Below are 22,408 nucleotides of genomic sequence, written 5' to 3' on the forward strand. Positions count from 1 at the left end.
CCCTGAAAACTGAATCCGAAACTCCATTGCGTTCTATACTTTAGGATAAGCCCTCGACCGATTAGTATTGGTCAGCTCCATGCATTACTGCACTTCCACCCCCAACCTATCTACCTCGTCGTCTTCAAGGGGTCTTACATACTGGGAAATCTCATCTTGAGGGGGGCTTCACGCTTAGATGCTTTCAGCGCTTATCCCTTCCGTACATAGCTACCCAGCGGTGCTCCTGGCGGAACAACTGGTACACCAGCGGTACGTCCATCCCGGTCCTCTCGTACTAAGGACAGCTCCTCTCAAATTTCCTACGCCCACGACAGATAGGGACCGAACTGTCTCACGACGTTCTGAACCCAGCTCGCGTACCGCTTTAATGGGCGAACAGCCCAACCCTTGGGACCTACTTCAGCCCCAGGATGCGATGAGCCGACATCGAGGTGCCAAACCTCCCCGTCGATGTGGACTCTTGGGGGAGATAAGCCTGTTATCCCCAGGGTAGCTTTTATCCGTTGAGCGATGGCCCTTCCATGCGGTACCACCGGATCACTAAGCCCGACTTTCGTCCCTGCTCGACTTGTAGGTCTCGCAGTCAAGCTCCCTTCTGCCTTTGCACTCTTCGAATGATTTCCAACCATTCTGAGGGAACCTTGGGGCGCCTCCGTTACTCTTTAGGAGGCGACCGCCCCAGTCAAACTGCCCACCTGACACTGTCCTCGCACCGGATCACGGTACCAAGTTAGAACCTAGATACGATCAGGGTGGTATCCCAAGGATGCCTCCTCTCAAGCTGGCGCTCAAGTCTCTCAGGCTCCCACCTATCCTGTACAGATCGTACCCAAATTCAATATCAAGCTGCAGTAAAGCTCCATGGGGTCTTTCCGTCTTGTCGCGGGTAACCTGCATCTTCACAGGTATTAAAATTTCACCGGATCTCTCGTTGAGACAGCGCCCAAGTCGTTACGCCATTCGTGCGGGTCAGAATTTACCTGACAAGGAATTTCGCTACCTTAGGACCGTTATAGTTACGGCCGCCGTTTACTGGGGCTTCGGTTCATAGCTTCGCCCTAAAAGGACTTACCACTCCCCTTAACCTTCCAGCACCGGGCAGGCGTCAGCCCGTATACTTCGCCTTGCGGCTTCGCACAGACCTGTGTTTTTGCTAAACAGTCGCTTGGGCCTTTTCACTGCGGCCCCCTCGGGCTATTCACCCTACCGAGGCACCCCTTCTCCCGAAGTTACGGGGTCATTTTGCCGAGTTCCTTAACGAGAGTTCTTCCGCGCGCCTTAGAATTCTCTTCTCGCCTACCTGTGTCGGTTTGCGGTACGGGCACCTTCTCCTGGCTAGAGGCTTTTCTTGGCAGTCTGAGATCATGACCTTCGCTACTACAATTTTCGCTCCCCATCACAGCCCAGCCTTACGATGTGCGGATTTGCCTACACACCAGCCTCACTGCTTAGACGGACATCCATCAGTCCGCGTCACTACCCTACTGCGTCACCCCATCGCTCATAACGGATTACGGTGGTACAGGAATTTCGACCTGTTGTCCTTCGACTACGCCTTTCGGCCTCGCCTTAGGTCCCGACTTACCCTGAGCGGACGAACCTTCCTCAGGAACCCTTAGGCTTTCGGCGGATCTGATTCTCACAGATCTTTTCGTTACTCATACCGGCATTCTCACTTGAATGCAGTCCAGCGCTCCTTACGGTACACCTTCAACCCGCATTCAACGCTCCCCTACCCCTGATACCTAAGTATCAAGCCATAGCTTCGGTGGCGTGTTTAGCCCCGTTACATTTTCGGCGCAGAGTCACTCGACCAGTGAGCTATTACGCACTCTTTCAATGGTGGCTGCTTCTAAGCCAACATCCTGGTTGTCTGTGCAACTCCACATCCTTTCCCACTTAACACACACTTGGGGACCTTAGCTGATGGTCTGGGCTGTTTCCCTTTCGACAATGGATCTTAGCACTCACTGTCTGACTCCCGGAACCAAGTCTATGGCATTCGGAGTTTGACTGAGCTTGGTAACCCTTGCGGGCCCCGCACCCAATCAGTGCTCTACCTCCACGACTCTTATTCCGAGGCTAGCCCTAAAGCTATTTCGGGGAGAACCAGCTATCTCCGGGTTCGATTGGAATTTCTCCGCTACCCCCACCTCATCCCCGCATTTTTCAACATGCGTGGGTTCGGGCCTCCAGTGCGTGTTACCGCACCTTCACCCTGGACAGGGGTAGATCACCCGGTTTCGGGTCTACGTCCACGTACTCAAGTCGCCCTATTCAGACTCGCTTTCGCTACGGCTACAGTTTTTCACCTTAACCTTGCACGGGAACGTAACTCGCCGGTTCATTCTACAAAAGGCACGCCATCACCCATAGATCGGGCTCTGACTTCTTGTAAGCACACGGTTTCAGGATCTATTTCACTCCCCTTCCGGGGTGCTTTTCACCTTTCCCTCACGGTACTGCTTCACTATCGGTCGCCAGGGAGTATTTAGCCTTGGCAGATGGTCCTGCCGGATTCATACGGGGTTTCACGTGCCCCGCACTACTCGGGATCCGTCTCGGAGGGAACAGGTTTTGAACTACAGGGCTTTTACCTTCTCTGGCGGGCCTTTCCAGACCTCTTCATCTAACCGGTTCCTTTGTAACTCCATGTGAGACGTCCCACAACCCCAAGGAGCAAGCTCCTTGGTTTGGGCTAATCCGCGTTCGCTCGCCGCTACTGACGGAATCACTATTGTTTTCTCTTCCTCAGGGTACTTAGATGTTTCAGTTCCCCTGGTATGCCTCTGTTCTGCCTATGTATTCAGCAGAAAGTGACTGTCGATGAAGACAGCCGGGTTTCCCCATTCGGACATCCCCGGATCAAAGCTTGCTTACAGCTCCCCGAGGCTTTATCGTTGTTCGCCACGTCCTTCGTCGGCTCCTGGCGCCTAGGCATCCTCCGTGTGCTCTTTGTAGCTTAACCTAGCATTTACTTCGTAAATGCGATTTGCTTTGAATTTCGGTTCCACACGAATGTGTGAATGAAATTCAAGGCAGCTACCTTTATTTCACTTGTTTACACAAGATCAGCGTAAAGGAATATTCTAAAACGCAATTTCGTTTCGGTATCCAGTTTTCAAGGTGCAAGACAGTTTCGATGAAACTGTATCCTGTGTGAATATCGATCCAACTCCGAAGAGTGGATGATCATCATCCAGTTTTTTTGATGAAGTTGTAATTGGTGGAGCCAAGCGGGATCGAACCGCTGACCTCCTGCTTGCAAGGCAGGCGCTCTCCCAGCTGAGCTATGGCCCCTCACAAGTTCCATCAAAACTGAACAAATGGAATGATGATGTTTTGAAGCTTACGCTTCATATTTGAATGTTTCCGTTGCAGGAAACGATTCTCCATAGAAAGGAGGTGATCCAGCCGCACCTTCCGATACGGCTACCTTGTTACGACTTCACCCCAATCATCTACCCCACCTTCGGCGGCTGGCTCCCTTGCGGGTTACCCCACCGACTTCGGGTGTTGTAAACTCTCGTGGTGTGACGGGCGGTGTGTACAAGACCCGGGAACGTATTCACCGCGGCATGCTGATCCGCGATTACTAGCAATTCCGACTTCATGCAGGCGAGTTGCAGCCTGCAATCCGAACTGAGACCGGCTTTTCTAGGATTCGCTCCAGATCGCTCTTTCGCTTCCCGTTGTACCGGCCATTGTAGTACGTGTGTAGCCCAGGTCATAAGGGGCATGATGATTTGACGTCATCCCCACCTTCCTCCGGTTTGTCACCGGCAGTCTGCTTAGAGTGCCCAGCTTGACCTGCTGGCAACTAAGCATAAGGGTTGCGCTCGTTGCGGGACTTAACCCAACATCTCACGACACGAGCTGACGACAACCATGCACCACCTGTCTCCCCTGTCCCGAAGGAAAGGTCTATCTCTAGACCGGTCAGGGGGATGTCAAGACCTGGTAAGGTTCTTCGCGTTGCTTCGAATTAAACCACATACTCCACTGCTTGTGCGGGTCCCCGTCAATTCCTTTGAGTTTCAGTCTTGCGACCGTACTCCCCAGGCGGAATGCTTAATGTGTTAACTTCGGCACCAAGGGTATCGAAACCCCTAACACCTAGCATTCATCGTTTACGGCGTGGACTACCAGGGTATCTAATCCTGTTTGCTCCCCACGCTTTCGCGCCTCAGCGTCAGTTACAGCCCAGAGAGTCGCCTTCGCCACTGGTGTTCCTCCACATATCTACGCATTTCACCGCTACACGTGGAATTCCACTCTCCTCTTCTGCACTCAAGCTCCCCAGTTTCCAGTGCGACCCGAAGTTGAGCCTCGGGATTAAACACCAGACTTAAAGAGCCGCCTGCGCGCGCTTTACGCCCAATAATTCCGGACAACGCTTGCCCCCTACGTATTACCGCGGCTGCTGGCACGTAGTTAGCCGGGGCTTTCTTCTCAGGTACCGTCACTCTTGTAGCAGTTACTCTACAAGACGTTCTTCCCTGGCAACAGAGCTTTACGATCCGAAAACCTTCATCACTCACGCGGCGTTGCTCCGTCAGGCTTTCGCCCATTGCGGAAGATTCCCTACTGCTGCCTCCCGTAGGAGTCTGGGCCGTGTCTCAGTCCCAGTGTGGCCGATCACCCTCTCAGGTCGGCTACGCATCGTCGCCTTGGTAGGCCTTTACCCCACCAACTAGCTAATGCGCCGCAGGCCCATCCATCAGTGACAGATTGCTCCGTCTTTCCTCCTCTCCCCATGCAGGGAAAGGATGTATCCGGTATTAGCTACCGTTTCCGGTAGTTATCCCAGTCTGAGGGGCAGGTTGCCTACGTGTTACTCACCCGTCCGCCGCTAGGTTATTTTAAAAGCAAGCTTCTAAAATAACCCCGCTCGACTTGCATGTATTAGGCACGCCGCCAGCGTTCGTCCTGAGCCAGGATCAAACTCTCCATTAAAGACCAACCGAAGCTGGTTTATAGAAAGAGCGATTCGCTCATTTTTAATGCTAGCGATTCTTCTTTAATATAAAGAAGAAATCTTTATTTTCATCATCCATTTGTTCAGTTTTCAAAGAACTTGTCTGTCCTCGTTTCTTCAACGAGTCAGGAATTAGATCATATCATGTCGGTTGCTTTCTTGTCAAATCTTTTTTTGATTTTCTTTTTAGCATCCTCAGCTTCGAGAAATGTTATTCTCAAAGCAACGTCTAATAATGTAACATGCCTAAAGTTATTTAGCAAGCATTTTTTTAATTTCTTTTTCCGTAGCTATTATACCTCCTATCTATACAGTAGATAACAAAACAGCCACCCCGCAATAGAGCGGAATGGCTGTACTCTTGCAAACGAATTATTCTTGCTCCAGCAGTCTGATGAATTCATCCTCATCTTCTATGGTATCAATTCCGAGCTGTTGGGCCTTGGCTAGTTTACTGCCCGCCTTTTCACCAGCTATGACTAGATCCGTCTTTTTCGATACAGACCCGGTCACATGGGCTCCGAGTGCCTCCAGCTTGAAAGCAGCTTCATCACGCGTAAGCTGATGCAAGGTACCTGTAAGCACAACCGTTTTGCCACTGAAAAAGCTGTCTGTCTTCTTCTCCTCTGGAGCTTCGGGAGCCTGAGCCTTCACCCCTAGGGATAACATCTTTTCAATCCCTGCTTGGGTAAATGGATCAGCAAAGAAGGCAACAATACTTTCAGCTACAATCCCGCCTACATCCGGCAATTCTATCAATTCCTCCACTGTAGCGGACATGACCTTGTGCAAATCACGGTAATGGTCAGCCAACATGCGCGTCGTCGCTTTACCTGTATTTGGTATACCGAGGGCATAAAGGAATGATGCCAAATCCCTTTCTTTACTCTTCTCAAGCGCTGCCAAAAGGTTATTGGCTTTTTTCTCACCAAATCGCTCCAGCTTCACAAGATCATCAAATTGGAGTTTATACAGATCCGCAGGCTCGCGCACTTCCAATTCGTCATGCAGTTGGATTGCTGTTTTGTCGCTGAAGGTTTCAATATCCATGGCATCACGTGACGCAAAATGGGAAATACGAGCCACAATCTGCGGCTTGCACCCCAGCTTATTATCGCAGAATAAATGAGCCCCTCGCTGCTGCAATGGGAATCCACAGGCTGGACAATGATCCGGTACGATAATTTCCTCTCCGTCGTCCTCAGACGTAACTTTTCCCAAAATTTCCGGGATGACATCATTCGAACGGCGGATAAATACACGAGCACCCAAAGCGAACTTCAGATTTTTCCGCTCGATATCCCCAGCATTGTTTAGTGTACAATTTTGTACGGTGACTCCCGCCAGCTCTACCGGTTCTACCCTTGCCAGTGGAGTAATTTTACCCGTACGACCTACATTCCACTCAACAGCGTTAAGCACCGTGGTCGTTTCCTCCGCCTCGAACTTATATGCCACTGCCCAGCGCGGAAATTTATCGGTATAGCCAAGAACCTCACGTGTGCGCATATCCGTAATTTTGAGTACCGCCCCGTCAATGAGATAATCCAGTCCGGCACGAGACTCTTCGATATCAGTCAGTTGTTCCATAGCATCATCAAAATCGTCAAAGTAAGTCAGATACGGATTCACCTTAAAATGATTGTCACGCAGGAACGTCATCATCTCCTGGTGGCTACTAAACTGGATGCGGTCCGCGTACCCCACATTGTAGAAGAATGCATTCAGCCGCCGCTCTGCTGTCGCTTTGGGATTCAAATTACGCAGAGCGCCAGCTGCGGCATTGCGTGCATTTTTAAGAGGGTCCACAGCGGTCTCATTATATTTCGCCAGCACAGACAGATTCATAATGCCTTCTCCCTGTACTTCAATGGTCCCATCCTGAAAAGGAATCGTAAGCGGCACAGATTTAATGGTCTTCACCTGTGCCAGTATTCCCTCGCCCACCACGCCATTGCCGCGTGTAGAAGCCTGTACCAGCTTCCCGTCGGTATAAGTCAGGTTCAGCGTCAGTCCATCAAATTTAAACTCTATCGCATATCCCGGAGGCGGTAAAGGCTGCTCTGGGTTCTTGGTGTTGTAATCGTTGACCAGCTTCACGACACGCGCGTTCCAGGCACGCAGCTGCTCCACATTCTGTGCTTTATCCAAGCTCCATAATGGGGCGAGGTGGCGATGCGGTGTGAAGCCTTTGAGTAACTCCCCGCCTACACGCTGTGTCGGCGAATCCGGCAGCACAAGACCGCTCGTCTGTTCAAGCGTTACCAGTTCGTCATAAAGCACATCATATTCTTTGTCGCTGATCTTGGGCTCATCCAGTGTGTAGTAATGATAGTTATATGTGTTCAGTTCAGCAACAAGCTGCTCCATCCTGTGCATTGGGTTCATGCAGGCGTATCCCTCCGGGAACTTCATCAGGGCAGAGGCCTAAACCAAGCTGCCGCTGTGAGGTTCGAGATTTAATGATGTTTGAGATTTATTCTACTTTTGTAATAGGTGCAAAGCCAGCCAGCAGGCGTTTAACTCCTACCGGAGCCGGGAAAGCGATCTGAAGCTCCATATCATTGCCTGTACCTTTTACAGCTACAATGGTCCCAATTCCCCACTTGCCATGCTGTACCTTGTCTCCGGCAACAAAAATGGAGGGGCCTCCTGCCGAAGTAGCCGGAGTTGGTTTCGCGGATGAAGATGTCGTTACTGTTACGCGGGGCGACGCAGAAGCGGACGAGCCACTGCGGCTCATCGTATCAAAGGAACGTTCTCCGCCAAAGTTACTACCGTTGGTATTACCCAGTCCACGTCCGCCATAAGAGCCGCCTACATTGCCTGAGCGGCGATAGCGGTCACGTTTGATAATTGTATCCTCTTTGAGCTCTTCCGGAATCTCTTCAAGAAAGCGGGAAGGCGGATTAGCGGTGGTACGGCCAAACAGCGTGCGCATCTGTGCGCATGTAAGGAACAGTTGCTCCTCTGCACGGGTAATCCCAACATACGCCAATCTGCGCTCTTCTTCCAGCTCTTCATTATCCAAAAAGGCCCGACTGTGAGGGAATACTCCCTCCTCCATACCGACAATAAATACAATCGGAAACTCCAGTCCTTTTGCGCTATGCATGGTCATCAATACAACCGCATCGCTTTGTTCCTCTTCATCGTCATTCATGGAATCTATATCCGCGATAAGAGCAAGATCGGTCAGGAAGGAGACGAGTGACTTGTCCTCCGCTCCTTTTTCAAATTCCATCGTTACCGACAGGAACTCATCAATATTCTCCAAACGTGAGCGTGATTCGAGCGTATTCTCATTTTGCAGTTCCAATCGATATTGGCTGGTTTCTAGCATTTTTTCCGTTAACTCGGTAACCGACAGATAATCCACCATCCGACTCAAGCCTTCGATCATGTCGTAAAACTCGACAAGCGCATTACGTGTACGTCCGGCAAAGCCCAAATCGTCTACCACCTGCAACACACGGAAAATAGAAACTCCACGCTCCGCTGCGGCTGCCTGCAATTTACCGACCGTTGTATCCCCGATACTCCGTTTTGGCACATTAATGATTCGGATCAAGCTGATATCGTCATCAGGATTGGAGAGCAGACGAAGATACGCCAGTAAGTCCTTAATCTCTTTGCGATCATAGAACTTGATGCCGCCAACGATCTGGTATGGAATATCTGATTTGATCAAAATTTCCTCGACAACCCGTGACTGAGCATTGGTACGATACAAAATAGCATGATGGCTATAGGTTTTGCCTGCATTGATATTTTTATGAATTTCCGAGGCGATAAAATAGCCCTCATCATGCTCCGAGTCAGCCCGGTAAACTTTAATCTTGGACCCGCCTTCTTTGTCGGTCCATAGCTTCTTCGGCTTGCGGCCTGTATTTAGTCCAATCACTTCATTGGCAGCATTCAGAATATTCGAGGTTGACCGATAGTTTTGCTCCAGCAAAATGGTACGTGCTTCCGGGTAGTCCTCTTCAAAGTTCAAAATGTTGCTAATATCCGCCCCGCGCCAACGATAGATGGACTGATCACTGTCACCTACTACGCAAATCCGGTGATGCTTGTCAGCCAACATTTTACACAGCATATACTGTGCACGGTTCGTATCCTGATATTCATCGACATGAATGTATTGAAATTTCTTCTGATAGAAGTCCAGCACTTCAGGTACTTCTTTAAATAGTTGAATGGTTGCCATAATCAGATCATCAAAATCCAGAGAGTTGTTGTTTTTGAGACGTTGTTGGTATTTGGTGTATACCTTCGCCACAATTCCCTCAAAATAGTCTCCAATCTTGCGCTCATACATTTCAGGAGTGACCAGTTCATTTTTAGCTGTGCTCATCATGGACTGAACCGCTTTGGGCTCGAACTTTTTGGTGTCTATGTTCAGATCCTTCATGCAGCTCCGAATGACAGACAACTGATCTGTAGAATCGAGAATGCTGAAATTGGAGGTAAATCCAATCCGCTCGATATCTCGGCGCAAAATACGCACACACATGGAGTGAAAGGTGGATACCCACACATCTCTCCCCTGCGGGCCAATCAGCTTGGATACGCGATCCTGCATTTCACGCGCGGCCTTGTTCGTAAAGGTAATTGCCAAAATGCCCCATGGAGCCGTCTTGCGGGTCGCGATGAGGTAGGCAATCCGGTGCGTGAGCACCCGGGTCTTGCCGCTACCCGCGCCAGCCATAATCAGCAGTGGTCCGTCTGTCGCTTCCACTGCCTGACGCTGAGGCGGATTGAGGCGGGCTACAGCCTCGTGTATATCTATTGATTGCATGCGTGCATGCTCCTTTCTGCAAACTTCCATAAAATCAAGTTCTATACTTCCAATTTCACAGCTACCGTTTCCAGCGCTTTCGCCAAGTCACGATAAATGATATTCCCTACTACAATGGTGTCACAAACGGCAGCCGCTTGTAACGCGGTAGATTTATCCACGATACCCCCTCCATATAGGACACGGGCGCGCTCTGTACTGCGGTGTATTTTTTGTACCAGTTCCATATCTCCAAAGGCACCGCTATACTCCACATATACAATCGGCAGATGCATGAGCTTGTCAGCAACCTGTGCATATGAAGCGGCAGACGAAGCATCGAGTGATGCATCCGCTCCGGTAAGCTTGGCCACCGTAGAATCACCATTCAAAACTATATATCCTTCTGTCACAAGTAAATCCCAAGGGATCATATAACCAAACTGCTTAATCGCACGCTGGTGCTGTCCTACGATCCAATTACTGTCCGTGGTATTAAGCACCATTGGAATCATATACAGATCAAACCCAGGCACCACAGCTTCCAGATCGGACACTTCAAGTACACACGGCACCTCATAACGCCGAACCCGCGACAGCAAATCCACCGTATTTTCATAAGTAACGCCCGACGAGCCTCCTACCATTATGGCATCCGTACCAGACATACACACGGCATCCAGCCCCTCATCGTCCAGTTCCTTGTCAGGGTCCAGCTTAAATACATGCCTCCATAATTGAATCGAATCTGCCAACACACATTCCTCCAGCATCCATTGTGCTTTTGCCACGAACCGGTCTAGCCAGATTCCAATATCCAAAAGCGTTCTATGCTAAGTCTATGACAGTGCTTAAAAGGTGTCAATGTTCGTATTCGATGGGAACACTCCGTTCTCACTCAAAACAACTTCCAGACACAAAAACACCCTCCGGCTGAACCGAAGGGTGAATCCTGAATTAATACGCATTCTTGAAGCCGTTACGGATGGTGCGGAAAATAATTTTAATATCGAATAAGAGCGACCAATTCTCAATATAGAAAATATCATGTTTAATCCGTTCCTCAATGGACGTGTCACCGCGAAGCCCGTTGCTCTGTGCCCAGCCTGTAATACCAGGACGAACATGGTGCTTCACCATATATTTTGGAATCTCCTCGCGGAACTGATCCACGTAATACGGGCGCTCCGGGCGAGGCCCCACGACGCTCATATCTCCTAGTAGCACATTAAAAAATTGCGGCAGCTCGTCGAGACTCGTTTTACGAATAAAGGTGCCAAAGCGAGTACGCCGAGGGTCATTGGCCGTCGTCCAGCCTGTATCGTCAGTCCCGGGTGGCAGTACCTTCATTGAGCGGAATTTGTACATCATAAAGGTACGCCGATTCAAGCCCACCCGCTCCTGTTTAAAAATGACCGGGCCTCTCGATGTCGTCATCACGCCAATCGCCACTGCCAGCATAACCGGGGAAGTTAGAATAATAGCGAACAATGAGAACAGAATATCGAACGAACGCTTAAACAATCGGTTCCCCGCCACATCCAGCGGAATATCCCGTACATTAATCATTGGCATACCTGCAAAGTTATCAAAATACGGTCGAGCTGGCAGATAGTCGAAAAAGTCAGGGATAATGAGCGTGCGTACTCCAGCCTTTTCACACATATTGATAATCTTGGGGTACTTATCATGCGCATCCAGCGGAAGAGCCAAAATGACCTCGTCAATCATCATACGTGACAGCGTAGCTTCTAGCTGGTCCAAACCGCCAAGAATTGGACGAAAATTCGCTTCTTCCTCTTCATCCCAGTGGCGTTTATCATCGAGAAAACCCACCACTTCATATCCCAGATCAGGATACTGTCCAAGATTATGATAAAAGCGTTGGCCCAGAGTACCCGCCCCGAGAATGAGCATGAATTGCTTATTGTACCCTTTTTGGCGGAGAGCTTTCAGTACCTGTTTCAGAACATATCGATAAAACAAAATAAGCAGTACGTTCCCAATCATATAGATCGCCAGATAGGACCGCGAAATGTCGATTTGCTTCACAAAAAACATGACACTCAACAGCACGAACAGACCAACAATATGAATCTGGGTGACGCGAAATACGTCGTCTGCAAACCGTTTTTTGCGTTTGGGTGAATAAAGAGAGAATAACATCCCCAGCACCACGGCAATCAGACCGTAGATTAAGCTCCAGCCTCCATATACTTGAATAGGAAGCGGCTCTTGATAGGCAATCCATTCACTTTCAAATTTGAAGAACCAGGCGATCAGAAAGGATAACTGAATGACCGCGAAATCCGCCACAATATACAATTGGGTTAAAAAACGTTGATTTCTGCGTATCATGCTTTCACCTCAGTACGAGATTGTTCGCCACTGTCCGGCTTGGCCGGTGCAGTGAGCTTGTTTTTCAAAAAGGCCATTCCGAATTTCACCGTAATTCCCGCATAGACAGCCATGTTCGTGATCCAGCTATACTGCTGTTTATAATGCTTGCGGTGGAAGACCCACATGGCTCTATGAAACTCGTAAATAATTTTCAAAGGACGACGGCGAGCGCTGCCCCCTTTGATATGAATAATATATGTGCGCGGGTAGTAGTAAATGCCCCACCCTGCTTGCTTAATCCGGTAACACCAGTCAATGTCCTCACCATACATGAAAAAGGTTTCGTCCAAGCCGCCGACCTGTTCAATCGTCTCCCGACGCACCAGCATAAAAGCACCCACCAGCACATCCACTGGATACTCATCATCCGGGCTTAAATGCCCGAGCTGGTATTGATTGTACTTCGGGTTATCCGGGTAACGCTTCGACCAGCCGAAGGCGTAGTAAAAGGATGCAGAAGGCGTAGGAAACCCACGCTTACAAGCCTTATCCAGCGAACCATCTGGCAAAATAACCTTGCAGCCCGATGCTCCCATCTCCGGATGCGTATCCATGAACCGAATCATCGTATCCAGCGTGTCCGGCTGCACCAGCGTATCGGAATTCAACAACAATACGTAACGCCCGCCCGCTACCTCGATGCCCTGATTGTTTGCCTTGGCAAAACCTGTGTTATCCTCATTGGCAATCAACGTAATCTCCGGATATGCAGCACGAATGGCTTCCACAGACCCATCATTGGAGTGATTGTCGATAACAATCACTTCATATCGATATTGCGTCTCTGACGCATACACCGACTGCAAACAATCCAGCGTCAAACGGCATGTATTATAGTTGACGACCAGTATGCTTACATCCATATTTAAAACGCTCCTGACAAATTCAGTAATCTGTTCTACTATCGACTATTATAGCATACCCCACAGGTAACGGGGCGCAAAAAAGCACATAACCTGTAGCCTTACACCGTTAGCAGGATTTTGCAAAATTCTTGAGGTATAAAAATCATCGTGGTAAGATATACATGGAAAAAGGGCTGGTGCCAGCCAGCCCCTGCGCAACCAACGCTCCAAGAGCGGACGGTTTTGGAACATCAGGCCGAAAATAGACCCTTCCTTTCGGGGGCGGTCTATTTTCGTTTGTTAAACTCTAACAGTGTGACGATCAACGCCCCGAACGTCAGCATTAAACTGAGCGCCTCAAACACTGTCACAGGCTTCACCCCCCTCCTCGGGAGAGTTAGCCGACCGCCCTTGTCAGCCTATATCGGTTGCACCCTTCAATTATACTATATTTTTCCATAAAGGAACATGTATTCGATGATGTTTTGTTGAATTCAATATTTTATTAAGCTTTTGATTTATTTTGATGATGACGAAGGGCAATCTTCTTTCTAAGTTGTCTTCTTTTTTCTCGAAGCTCGGGCAGTTCTTTGAAAAAGGCCTTCCAAGCTCCAAACACTTTTGGCTCTCTTAAAAGAAAGTACAGATTACTTGCTATCTCATACGATAGGAGAGAAATAATATTTTTCATCCATTCAGAGAGAGTATCGTTTTTATACATCATTTTATATCGATTAATATATGAGAGCCTTCGTACAAACAACGGTTGGGATGTTCGGCTTGTTTCCTTCCAGCCACGTTCATGGTAGGCTATGGCCCCAGCATCATAATATGCCTCCCAGCCAAGCAAGGCTGCTCGCCAAGCGACATCCACATCTTCTTTGTATGCAAAAAAGCTTCCATCATAAAACTCACCATTTAGAGCAATGTCGTTAATCATTCTCCGTGAATACATGGCTGCTGCACCAGAAACACCAAATACTTTTCCTGACTCAGGCCACCGAACTGAAGACTCTCCTGCTCCCCGATCAAAGGCTCTTCTAGCTGAATTCATAACAATACCCGTGCTATCGATCATCTCCCGGTTCGCTTTACGCAGCAATTGACCTGTAGCGCTGCCTATGTGCTGATTATGCTCCATCACTGCAACCAGGCGCTCAATGTAATCAGGTTCTATAGTAACGTCTGGGTTAAGTACAAGCACATAGTCAGTATCGTTTAATGCTATTGCTTGATTATGGCCAGGAGCAAAACCGACATTTTGGACATTGGAGATATACTTGAGTTTTGAACCAAACAAATCAGCTAATTCTTTAACTTGTTCCCCCGTCTGGTCCCTGGATTGATTATCTATGATAACCACCGCTTGCAGAGGGTGGCTTTGCTTGCTGACAGCCTTTAAACACTCTTTGATATCTTTTTCACTGTTATACGTTACAATATGAACACTTACGGATTTAGTCATAGATTACAAGTTCCTCGTTTATAGGATTTTGGCGTATTTACTCCAAATGTACTTATTCCTATCATAGAGCAAACTTGTATAGTTTCAAAGGGGTATCGAAATTCATAATTTCCCATGTATACTGATAGATACACTCAGCTTGACAAACGGTCAAAAAAAGAAAAGTAGAATATTTTCGAAATCTAGATGTTTGATCAACTTCAAAAAATAAGAGGTTAATAAAATAGATTCCTATTGTTTAATACCGCACTTCCATGCATAATACTCTTTATTGTAAGGAGCCATTCCTCCTGTAATGAATTAATTTGAGATTTGAAAAGAAAAATCGCCTCCTGTATGCTGGGTCTCGAATGCAGTCACATTCTTGCCTGAATTAAAAATAGGGCGCTCACTATGAAGTAAAACCAGTCGGGGAAACAGAATCAACGAATTACAGGAAATAACATGGTTGTCAGTGCAGACATCGCCAAAGAAACACATGTGGCACGCAACATTGATTTTCCCGGGATTGAGTTAGTAAAATATTGTGTGTTTTCAGAGCAACCAAAGTGGGCTAGAGCAACTGATACAGTGGATGAAGGAGGTTCAGCGGGATCATACCCAGAGTGACGCCCTTTTCGGCATCGAGCCCACCGGACACTACTGGTTTACACTGGCTGAATATAAGGAACCAAAGAGAATGGAAGTACGGAGTAGCTGTAAGAACGATTCCATAAGGACAACGACCCCGTAAAGGAGCAAGAAATGGCGTCAAACCTTTAGATAGGCAGAACGAAGGAATGTAAGTGGAAAGCCCCCGCTAGCATGAGAAAGTAAGCCATCAAAAGAAGGGTGTGAATACCCAAAGTGCGATCACCAAGTATCCATAGGCGGGGACAAGCTCTCCAATCCCTATTCCCGACACTGGCGTCACCAAAAAATAATGCCATCCTTACATGACTTACCAATCTCCTAACTAGTTCATGGTTAAAAATCTAAGAACGAGTGAGCAAACAAGAGAAAATTTCGATTAAAAGTAGGAGGGAAACGATGCAAAAAATTAAGTACTTAAATGGGATTAGGGGACTGGCCGCATTATTTGTTGTGGCGAATCATTTTGTAGTAGCTTTCTATCCAGCCTTATATAACAGCGATATCAATCAAATTCATACTGCTAGCGCAGTTGAGTTGCTCATCGCAAAGAGTCCTCTCAACTTATTTTATAATGGAAATTTCGCAGTTTGCATATTTTTTATTTTGAGTGGTTACGTTCTTAGTAATAAATACTTCTCTACAATGGATAACGAAGTACTTGTTGCGAGTGCAGTAAAAAGGTACTTTAGATTGTTAGTACCCGTATTTGTCACTGTGTTATTGGTCTTCTTTTTAATGAAGATTTCCTTTTTCTTCAATAATAAAGCGGGAGCACTCAGTTTTTCAGATTGGTGGTTGGGAAGTTTTTGGAATTTTGAACCCACGCTTTTACATACGCTTCAAAATGCTGTATTCGATGTTTTTTTTAAGTATAATGCTCAATATAATAGTGTATTATGGACAATAACTTATGAAATGTATGGATCATTTTTAGTATTTGGATTCGCTTCCTTATTCGGAGAAATAAAAAAAAGATATCTGTTTTATATCATTTTTATTATTTTATTTTTAAAAACGTACTACCTGGGATTCATATTAGGAATGATTCTAAGTGATTTAAATAATATGGGCCACTTCAACAAAACTGTATATAAAAGTCGGACGTTTAAAACACTTGTTTTAGGAACTGGTTTGTACCTTGGATCATATCCCACTGGGGCCAATGTAGGTAATTCAGTATACAAATATATCGAAACAGCTGATTTTGGTACAGTGATTTTTTACCACATAACTGGAGCGTTTACCACTATGATAGTGTTGCTGAATTCAGATATGCTTCAGAAGTTTTTCTCTTTGAAAACATTTGAGTGCTTAGGTAAGCTCTCTTTCTCACTCTATTTGATTCATCTAATAATCATTGGTTCATTTACGAGTTATATATTTATAAGACTCAATGAACATATGACATACTCTGTTTCAGTTGTCGTCAGCGTGTTATTATCAGTCCCACCAATAGTGATCCTTTCTTATTTAATGTACAAATATGTGGATAAAAAAGGGATTGAACTAGCGAATAACTTATATAGGAATTTTTTTCAAAAAAATAAATACTGAAACAGACAGTAAGCAGTCAGTTCTAAATAGTGGATTATCAGCGTATATCATTCAAATCCATACAAATGTCAAGATTAAAATTTACTATTTAAGACCTGATAGTGTACTAAGTAGATAGTTAATCAGATGGAGATCCTCCTCCAGTTCTGGTTCAGTGACTTCAGCAAAACCTTCCCTTTGGGGAAGGCCCATTCTCGTTGGAGCCTCTCTGCCAGGAAGAGTGGGGATCGGCGAGATAGACCTGATTCAAACGCCCGATTACACTTCTTATTCGTTGGAAATGGCCTTTAGCGTGGTAGTCTCTTATCCTCAGGGTACGTTCCAAACGGCCACCACCGATCGCGGAAAAGAGTTTACTTATCTGTATATGGACAGGTGACAGCGGCTGCACTCATTGCTGAAATCGGCGCGAATATGGAGCAGTTTCCCAGCGCAGAACACTTGTCCTCTTGGGCTGGTGTGGCTCCGGGGAACCATGAGAGCGTCGGTAAAAAAAAGGACAGCCAGCGTCAAAGGCAATTCGTATGCCAAAGTAGCCTTATGTGAAGCGGCTTGGGCCGTCGCGGCAAGAAAAAAGCATGTATCGCGACAGCCAGAAAAATACTTGTGGTTTGCTACCATATGCTCAAGAACAAGCAGTCTTACATGGAGGGAGGGCTCAGGTCATTTTCTTCGGCAGGTTAATTTAATAGGATAATCAACTTCAAAACAAAGTATACATTAGACCTCGTAGAACGGGTGTCTCGGGCATCCTATTGTCTTTTTCGGACCTAAGTCGCTGGGTAAAAACGAAATCCGTTACAGCGAGCTCAGATGATTTTCACAGAAAAAATGGGTAATTAGAAATAAGTGTTGTATACTTCTTTTCAGAGGAACAAAAAATCTCCCTATCATAAAATGATGGGAGATCACTGTAGGTATCGTATACCTTTACTTACTCGAACTTGCTAGATACTCTTTTAAAAAATCCTGCAGTCCTTCACGCCAAGCACGCAAATCATTCAGTCCATTTGTTCGGATAGCAATATGCTCCATCACGGAATTACGTGGGCGAGCTGCTGGTCTAGGAAATTGCTCCGTACTGCATGGTTCCAGTTTTGCTGTGAACTTGGCACCTAATATTTCCGCCGCATCCTGCAAAATAGCTTGCGTAAACTCATACCAGGTACAGGAGCCGCTGTTGGACGCATGATATGCGCCGTACTTCTCGGTTTGAACCAACTCCGCTAAAAAACGGGCCAAATCCACCGTATAAGTAGGTGAACCTTTCTGATCGTTCACAACCTGAAGCTGCGGCTTTTCCTGCCCAAGCTTCAACATCGTTTTAACAAAATTATTCCCGTGCAGTCCATACACCCAAGACGTACGAACAATAAAGTACCTAGAAGAAAGCGTCTGGGTCAATACCTCACCCGCCCGTTTGGACTTTCCGTAGATGCTCTGCGGATTCGTATTATCATACTCATGGTAAGGGTGCTCCGCTGTTCCATCGAACACGTAATCCGTGCTGATATAAACCAGCTTGGCTCCTACTTTTTCAGCAGCGAGTACCATATTACGTGTCCCTGCCGCATTTACTTGATACGCCCCATCTACATCGGACTCCGCTGCATCCACTGCCGTATAGGCTGCACAGTGGATGACAGCGTCAGGTTGATATTGTCCTATGATCTTCACAGCTTGCTCTAAATTCGTTATATCTAGCTGTTCCCGATCGTATCCAAGGACATCATGTCCTTGCTCCTGAAAAACCTTTACTACGTCTTTACCAAGTTGACCGGATGCTCCAGTAACCAGTACCTTCATCTTACGCATCCCCCAGACGGGCACCATACTGCTTAGCATAATATTGTTGATATTCGCCGGATTGGATACGAGTCCACCATTCTTTGTTGTCCAAATACCAACGAATGGTTTCTTTAATACCCGTTTCAAAAGAGTGTTTTGGCTTCCAACCCAGCTCGTTCATCGTTTTGGTTGGGTCAATACCGTAACGGCGGTCATGTCCTGGACGATCCTGCACATACGAAATTAGAGATTCTGGCTTGCCCAGCTCCTCCAATACCGTTTTGACGATATGCACATTCGTCCGTTCGTTATTTCCACCAATATTGTATACCTCACCAAGTTTCCCTTGATGAATGACCAGATCAATTGCGCTACAATGATCCTCTACATACAACCAATCGCGGATGTTCAAACCATCTCCGTACACAGGAAGCTGTTGGTCGCTCAACGCACGTGAGATCATCAGCGGGATCAGCTTTTCAGGAAACTGGTATGGGCCATAGTTGTTGGAACAGCGTGTGATGTTCACAGGCAAACCAAACGTTTCGTGATATGCACGAACCAACAAATCGCCGCCTGCCTTGGACGCAGAGTAAGGACTATTAGGTTGCAGTGGAGTTTCCTCCGTAAACAAGCCAGTTTCACCCAGAGAGCCATACACCTCATCTGTTGATACCTGTACAAACTTGGTCACGTTATATTTCTTGGCTGCGTCCAGGAGCACTTGCGTACCCAATACGTTTGTTTTCACAAACACTTCCGGTTCCAAAATACTTCGATCCACATGTGACTCCGCTGCAAAATTCACCACCACGTCAATTCCCTGCTGCATCAACTGGTCAATCGCTTGTACGTCGGTAATATCTGCTTTCACGAAGGTATGTTTGGGGTGAGTTTCGATGGATTTCAAGTTTTCCAGGTTACCTGCATACGTAAGCGCATCTATATTCACAATTTCGTAATCTGGATGGTGTTTTAGCATATACAATACAAAGTTACTGCCAATAAACCCGGCACCGCCGGTGACAAGAAGTTTCATAAAGGCCTCCTAAACCGTGCTTTAATACATATAAGATATCCTTTTTGAATGAATAAGAAACAAAGATGAGTTTATTATTAGTTCAACTGTGCATATAACTTGCGACTAAATCCTTTAATCAAAATTAATGTCTGCATCAGCCAGAACCGGATGCTTCTGATCTTTCTCTGAAAGGATTGCATGAGAAGTCGGCCAGTCAATTCCTAGTGCAGGATCATTCCACAGGATACCACGATCATTTTCGGGTGAATAATATTCGTCTACCTTATACAGCACCTGGGTATTGGGAACAAGCGTACAGAATCCATGAGCAAAGCCTTTAGGCACCAGTAGCTGACGTCTATTATGCTCGCTCAAAATCACTCCAAGCCATTGACCGAATGTCGGAGAACTTTTACGAATATCCAAAATAACATCGTAGATGGCTCCCGAAATCACACGAATAAGTTTTGTCTGTGCTTTGGGATTACGCTGGTAATGCAAACCACGAATCACACCAGTTTCTACAGATAAGGACTGATTATCCTGAATAAAAGCATGATCAATTCCATTTTCTTTCATGATTTGTTCATTGTAACTTTCCATAAAAAAACCACGGTGATCACCATGAACCACGGGTTCAATGATCTTGGCACCTTTTAGTTTCAGAGGAATTACTTTCATGAATATGTATCCTCCCTTAAATTAAATGATTATAGCTTTAGTTTCCCGAATTCTTCGCCAAAGAAGATATCTTTAGCTAATTCATTAGCACGAGCAAGAGATGGATGGGTTCCAGCATCAGTCCACCAGCCTTGAAGAACATCGTATGTCAAAGTCCCATTACTAATGTATGCATTGTTAACATCAGTGATCTCTAGTTCCCCACGCGCAGAAGGTTTGAGCGTTTTTACAATTTCAAATACATTATGATCAAACATATAAATACCTGTTACTGCAAAATCACTTTTAGGATCTTTAGGTTTTTCTTCAATAGAAACAATTCGTTCCCCTTCCAGCTCAGCCACACCAAAACGATGAGGGTCTTGGACTTGTTGAAGCAATATCTTGGCTCCAGTGATTTGGTTACGGAAATTGTTTACAAAAGGCGCAATATCGTCCTCAAATACATTGTCTCCTAAAATCACAACCATTTGATCATCGCCCACAAATTGCTCAGCCAAGTCAAGAGCTTGTGCGATTCCACCAGCTTCATCTTGTACTTTATAAGTGAATGTTACGCCCATTTCAAGACCACTACCAAGAAGATTAACAACATCCCCCATATGCTCCTTACCCGTAACGATTAGAATATCACGAATATCTGCTTGTTTAAGTTTATATACTGAATGAAAAATCATGGGATACTTACCGACAGGTAGCAGGTGCTTATTTGTCACTTTTGTTAAAGGGTAGAGGCGCGAACCTGTACCTCCTGCAAGAATTACACCTTTCATTGGAAACCTCCATAAAATATAAATTTAATCTAACGCTATCACAAAAACACCTACTAAAATTATTGCTGCTCCAACCCATTTCATCATAGATACAGGCTCATGAAAAATAAACAGTGCTGCTATAATGCCAAAAATGTATGCTAAACTCTGAATTGGATAAGCAACACTCAAAGGCATTCTGGACAACACAACGAACCAAATCAATGTAGCAAAAACGTATAAAAACAATCCAATAATTATATTTGGAACAAATAAAGCTTTCCAAGCATTAGTTAAACTGACTCCTCCTATTTTCTCTAACCCTAGCTTAAAAAAAACTTGTCCACTGCATAACATGACCACATTGAGAATTAGTAATAAAAAATTAACTAGCGTAGGTCCTTTTATCATACTAATTTTCCCTTTCAAGATCCCTAATTTTCTTTAATTCGTGCTTGACTAAACCCAACTCCTGAGATAATTCTTTTATTTTTATTGTAGATTTGGATACCTCTACTGTTAGAGAAAACATGATGACGAAAACTCCAAAAATAGCAAGTAAAAAAAGAGCATTAACAGGTACTTCAATACCCATAATCCTAGAAACATAGTTAAATAAGCTTGGAAAAACGGATAGAATAAGGACCACTATCATTGCTATAATCCAAAGCATTGAATACTTTAGTTCCATTCTATATTTACGCAACAAATTCAATAAAACTAGAAAACAAATAACTGCTCCCGCAATTAATATAATTTGTAATTTAATAGATATCATAACTACTCCTAAACTATTTGATTTCTTAGTCTATCAATTAAAATTGCCAAGGAGACTTTTGTCATGTAGTAAATTGACTTTAACGATGTAATTGATGATTTACCTTCAAGTCTTGCTTCCATATTAACTGGAATTTCTTTAATACAAAAATTATTTCTTTTTAAATACATGATTGATTCAGGTTCAGGATAATCAACGGGATACCTCTTGGAAAAAACTTCAATTACCTTTTTATTACATGCTCTAAATCCAGAAGTAGGATCAGTTATCCATTGACCCGTTAAAGCCCTGAGCATTTTAGAAAAATAGATGATACCTACTCTTCTCATAAAAGATGACTGAAAGCCCTCTTTATTAATATAACGAGACCCTATAACTAGATCTGCCTCATTATTAATTAATGGTTTTACCAAATTTTCCAAGTACTCAGGATTATGCTGCCCATCTCCATCAACTTGCACAGCTATATCGAACTTGTTATAAAATGCATATTTATAACCGGTTTGCACCGCTCCACCAATACCTAAGTTACAAGGTAGATTAACTGTCGGAACATTAAGAGTTTCACATAGTGCCGCCGTTGAATCTGATGAACAATCATTAATAACCAGTATATTCAACTGAGAATTGTTTAATTCTCTAATTGAAGAAATTAGCTTTTCTAAACTTCGTTCCTCGTTGTAGGCAGGAATAATCAGTAAAATTCTTTTTGAATTAATTATAATCATCC

At 45.5% G+C, this 22,408-nt stretch carries 14 protein-coding genes, 1 tRNA gene and 2 rRNA genes; 1 reads left to right on the forward strand and 16 read right to left on the reverse strand.

The genetic code is table 11. The features are described from left to right. Positions 1-41: 41 nt before the first annotated feature. The 9 genes from NST83_RS22275 to NST83_RS22315 form a co-directional block, all read right to left on the reverse strand. Positions 42-2,971, reverse strand: a 23S ribosomal RNA gene (locus tag NST83_RS22275). Positions 2,972-3,227: 256 nt separating this feature from the next. Then, positions 3,228-3,303 (reverse strand) — tRNA-Ala (locus NST83_RS22280). A 98-nt stretch (positions 3,304-3,401) separates the two neighbouring features. Beyond that, positions 3,402-4,959: ribosomal RNA gene (locus NST83_RS22285) — 16S ribosomal RNA — on the reverse strand. The 16S and 23S rRNA genes sit together here with 1 tRNA gene alongside, the layout of an rRNA operon. 394 nt (positions 4,960-5,353) lie before the next feature. After that, entirely contained in the window at positions 5,354-7,369 is a 2,016-nt protein-coding gene (gene ligA / locus NST83_RS22290; RefSeq protein WP_342415686.1) for an NAD-dependent DNA ligase LigA, read from the reverse strand. A gap of 88 nt (positions 7,370-7,457) precedes the next feature. After that, the gene (gene pcrA / locus NST83_RS22295) at positions 7,458-9,782 is read right to left on the reverse strand and encodes a DNA helicase PcrA (protein WP_342415687.1); all 2,325 of its coding nucleotides are present in this window, start codon (positions 9,780-9,782) and stop codon (positions 7,458-7,460) included. 41 nt (positions 9,783-9,823) lie between these two features. Further along, complete coding sequence (locus tag NST83_RS22300) at positions 9,824-10,534, reverse strand: heptaprenylglyceryl phosphate synthase (protein WP_342418021.1); 711 nt, start codon at positions 10,532-10,534, stop codon at positions 9,824-9,826. A gap of 184 nt (positions 10,535-10,718) precedes the next feature. Next, on the reverse strand, positions 10,719-12,119 hold the full coding sequence (locus NST83_RS22305; protein WP_342415688.1) for an undecaprenyl-phosphate glucose phosphotransferase: 1,401 nt from the start codon (positions 12,117-12,119) through the stop codon (positions 10,719-10,721). Then, positions 12,116-13,024, reverse strand: coding sequence for a glycosyltransferase family 2 protein (locus NST83_RS22310; RefSeq protein WP_137060448.1), 909 nt, complete (start codon positions 13,022-13,024; stop codon positions 12,116-12,118). The genes NST83_RS22305 and NST83_RS22310 overlap by 4 nt, the downstream gene beginning before the upstream one ends. A gap of 487 nt (positions 13,025-13,511) precedes the next feature. Continuing rightward, the gene (locus NST83_RS22315; protein WP_342415689.1) at positions 13,512-14,471 is read right to left on the reverse strand and encodes a glycosyltransferase family 2 protein; all 960 of its coding nucleotides are present in this window, start codon (positions 14,469-14,471) and stop codon (positions 13,512-13,514) included. Positions 14,472-15,500: 1,029 nt separating this feature from the next. Here NST83_RS22315 and NST83_RS22320 point away from each other — a divergent pair. Then, positions 15,501-16,658 (forward strand): acyltransferase, encoded by a 1,158-nt coding sequence (locus NST83_RS22320; RefSeq protein WP_342415690.1) that lies wholly within the window; start codon positions 15,501-15,503, stop codon positions 16,656-16,658. 930 nt (positions 16,659-17,588) lie between these two features. Here NST83_RS22320 and rfbD read toward each other — a convergent pair. The 7 genes from rfbD to NST83_RS22355 all read right to left on the reverse strand — a co-directional run bounded on the left by rfbD (position 17,589) and on the right by NST83_RS22355 (position 22,406). Then, positions 17,589-18,464: a dTDP-4-dehydrorhamnose reductase gene (gene rfbD, locus NST83_RS22325; RefSeq protein ID WP_342415691.1), complete on the reverse strand. Its 876-nt coding sequence runs from the start codon at positions 18,462-18,464 to the stop codon at positions 17,589-17,591. Between the two features lies 1 nt (position 18,465). Beyond that, a complete protein-coding gene (rfbB, locus tag NST83_RS22330) occupies positions 18,466-19,485 on the reverse strand; it encodes a dTDP-glucose 4,6-dehydratase (protein WP_342415692.1) in 1,020 nt (339 codons plus the stop codon). Positions 19,486-19,599: 114 nt separating this feature from the next. After that, positions 19,600-20,148 carry a dTDP-4-dehydrorhamnose 3,5-epimerase gene (rfbC, locus tag NST83_RS22335; protein WP_342415693.1) on the reverse strand — a complete coding sequence of 183 codons (549 nt, stop codon included), beginning with the start codon at positions 20,146-20,148 and terminating at the stop codon, positions 19,600-19,602. Positions 20,149-20,177: 29 nt separating this feature from the next. Then, positions 20,178-20,921, reverse strand: a complete 744-nt coding sequence (locus tag NST83_RS22340) for a sugar phosphate nucleotidyltransferase (RefSeq protein WP_342415694.1) — start codon at positions 20,919-20,921, stop codon at positions 20,178-20,180. Positions 20,922-20,945: 24 nt separating this feature from the next. Then, the gene (locus tag NST83_RS22345) at positions 20,946-21,311 is read right to left on the reverse strand and encodes an EamA family transporter (RefSeq protein ID WP_342415695.1); all 366 of its coding nucleotides are present in this window, start codon (positions 21,309-21,311) and stop codon (positions 20,946-20,948) included. A 1-nt stretch (position 21,312) separates the two neighbouring features. Next, on the reverse strand, positions 21,313-21,678 hold the full coding sequence (locus NST83_RS22350; RefSeq protein WP_342415696.1) for a DUF2304 domain-containing protein: 366 nt from the start codon (positions 21,676-21,678) through the stop codon (positions 21,313-21,315). A gap of 8 nt (positions 21,679-21,686) precedes the next feature. Beyond that, complete coding sequence (locus tag NST83_RS22355) at positions 21,687-22,406, reverse strand: glycosyltransferase family 2 protein (protein ID WP_342415697.1); 720 nt, start codon at positions 22,404-22,406, stop codon at positions 21,687-21,689. Positions 22,407-22,408: the final 2 nt, after the last annotated feature.

It is taken from the genome of Paenibacillus sp. FSL R10-2782 (assembly GCF_038592985.1).
Taxonomy (GTDB): Bacteria; Bacillota; Bacilli; order Paenibacillales; family Paenibacillaceae; genus Paenibacillus; species Paenibacillus terrae_C.

Excerpts from the sequence above, each read along its gene's own strand:
- ligA (WP_342415686.1), bottom strand. The coding sequence starts at position 7,369 with ATGAACCCAATGCACAGGATGGAGCAGCTTGTTGCTGAACTGAACACA.
- pcrA (WP_342415687.1), bottom strand. The coding sequence starts at position 9,782 with ATGCAATCAATAGATATACACGAGGCTGTAGCCCGCCTCAATCCGCCT.
- NST83_RS22300 (WP_342418021.1), bottom strand. The coding sequence starts at position 10,534 with ATGCTGGAGGAATGTGTGTTGGCAGATTCGATTCAATTATGGAGGCAT.
- NST83_RS22305 (WP_342415688.1), bottom strand. The coding sequence starts at position 12,119 with ATGATACGCAGAAATCAACGTTTTTTAACCCAATTGTATATTGTGGCG.
- NST83_RS22310 (WP_137060448.1), bottom strand. The coding sequence starts at position 13,024 with ATGGATGTAAGCATACTGGTCGTCAACTATAATACATGCCGTTTGACG.
- NST83_RS22315 (WP_342415689.1), bottom strand. The coding sequence starts at position 14,471 with ATGACTAAATCCGTAAGTGTTCATATTGTAACGTATAACAGTGAAAAA.
- NST83_RS22320 (WP_342415690.1), top strand. The coding sequence starts at position 15,501 with ATGCAAAAAATTAAGTACTTAAATGGGATTAGGGGACTGGCCGCATTA.
- rfbD (WP_342415691.1), bottom strand. The coding sequence starts at position 18,464 with ATGAAGGTACTGGTTACTGGAGCATCCGGTCAACTTGGTAAAGACGTA.
- rfbB (WP_342415692.1), bottom strand. The coding sequence starts at position 19,485 with ATGAAACTTCTTGTCACCGGCGGTGCCGGGTTTATTGGCAGTAACTTT.
- rfbC (WP_342415693.1), bottom strand. The coding sequence starts at position 20,148 with ATGAAAGTAATTCCTCTGAAACTAAAAGGTGCCAAGATCATTGAACCC.
- NST83_RS22340 (WP_342415694.1), bottom strand. The coding sequence starts at position 20,921 with ATGAAAGGTGTAATTCTTGCAGGAGGTACAGGTTCGCGCCTCTACCCT.
- NST83_RS22345 (WP_342415695.1), bottom strand. The coding sequence starts at position 21,311 with ATGATAAAAGGACCTACGCTAGTTAATTTTTTATTACTAATTCTCAAT.
- NST83_RS22350 (WP_342415696.1), bottom strand. The coding sequence starts at position 21,678 with ATGATATCTATTAAATTACAAATTATATTAATTGCGGGAGCAGTTATT.
- NST83_RS22355 (WP_342415697.1), bottom strand. The coding sequence starts at position 22,406 with ATGATTATAATTAATTCAAAAAGAATTTTACTGATTATTCCTGCCTAC.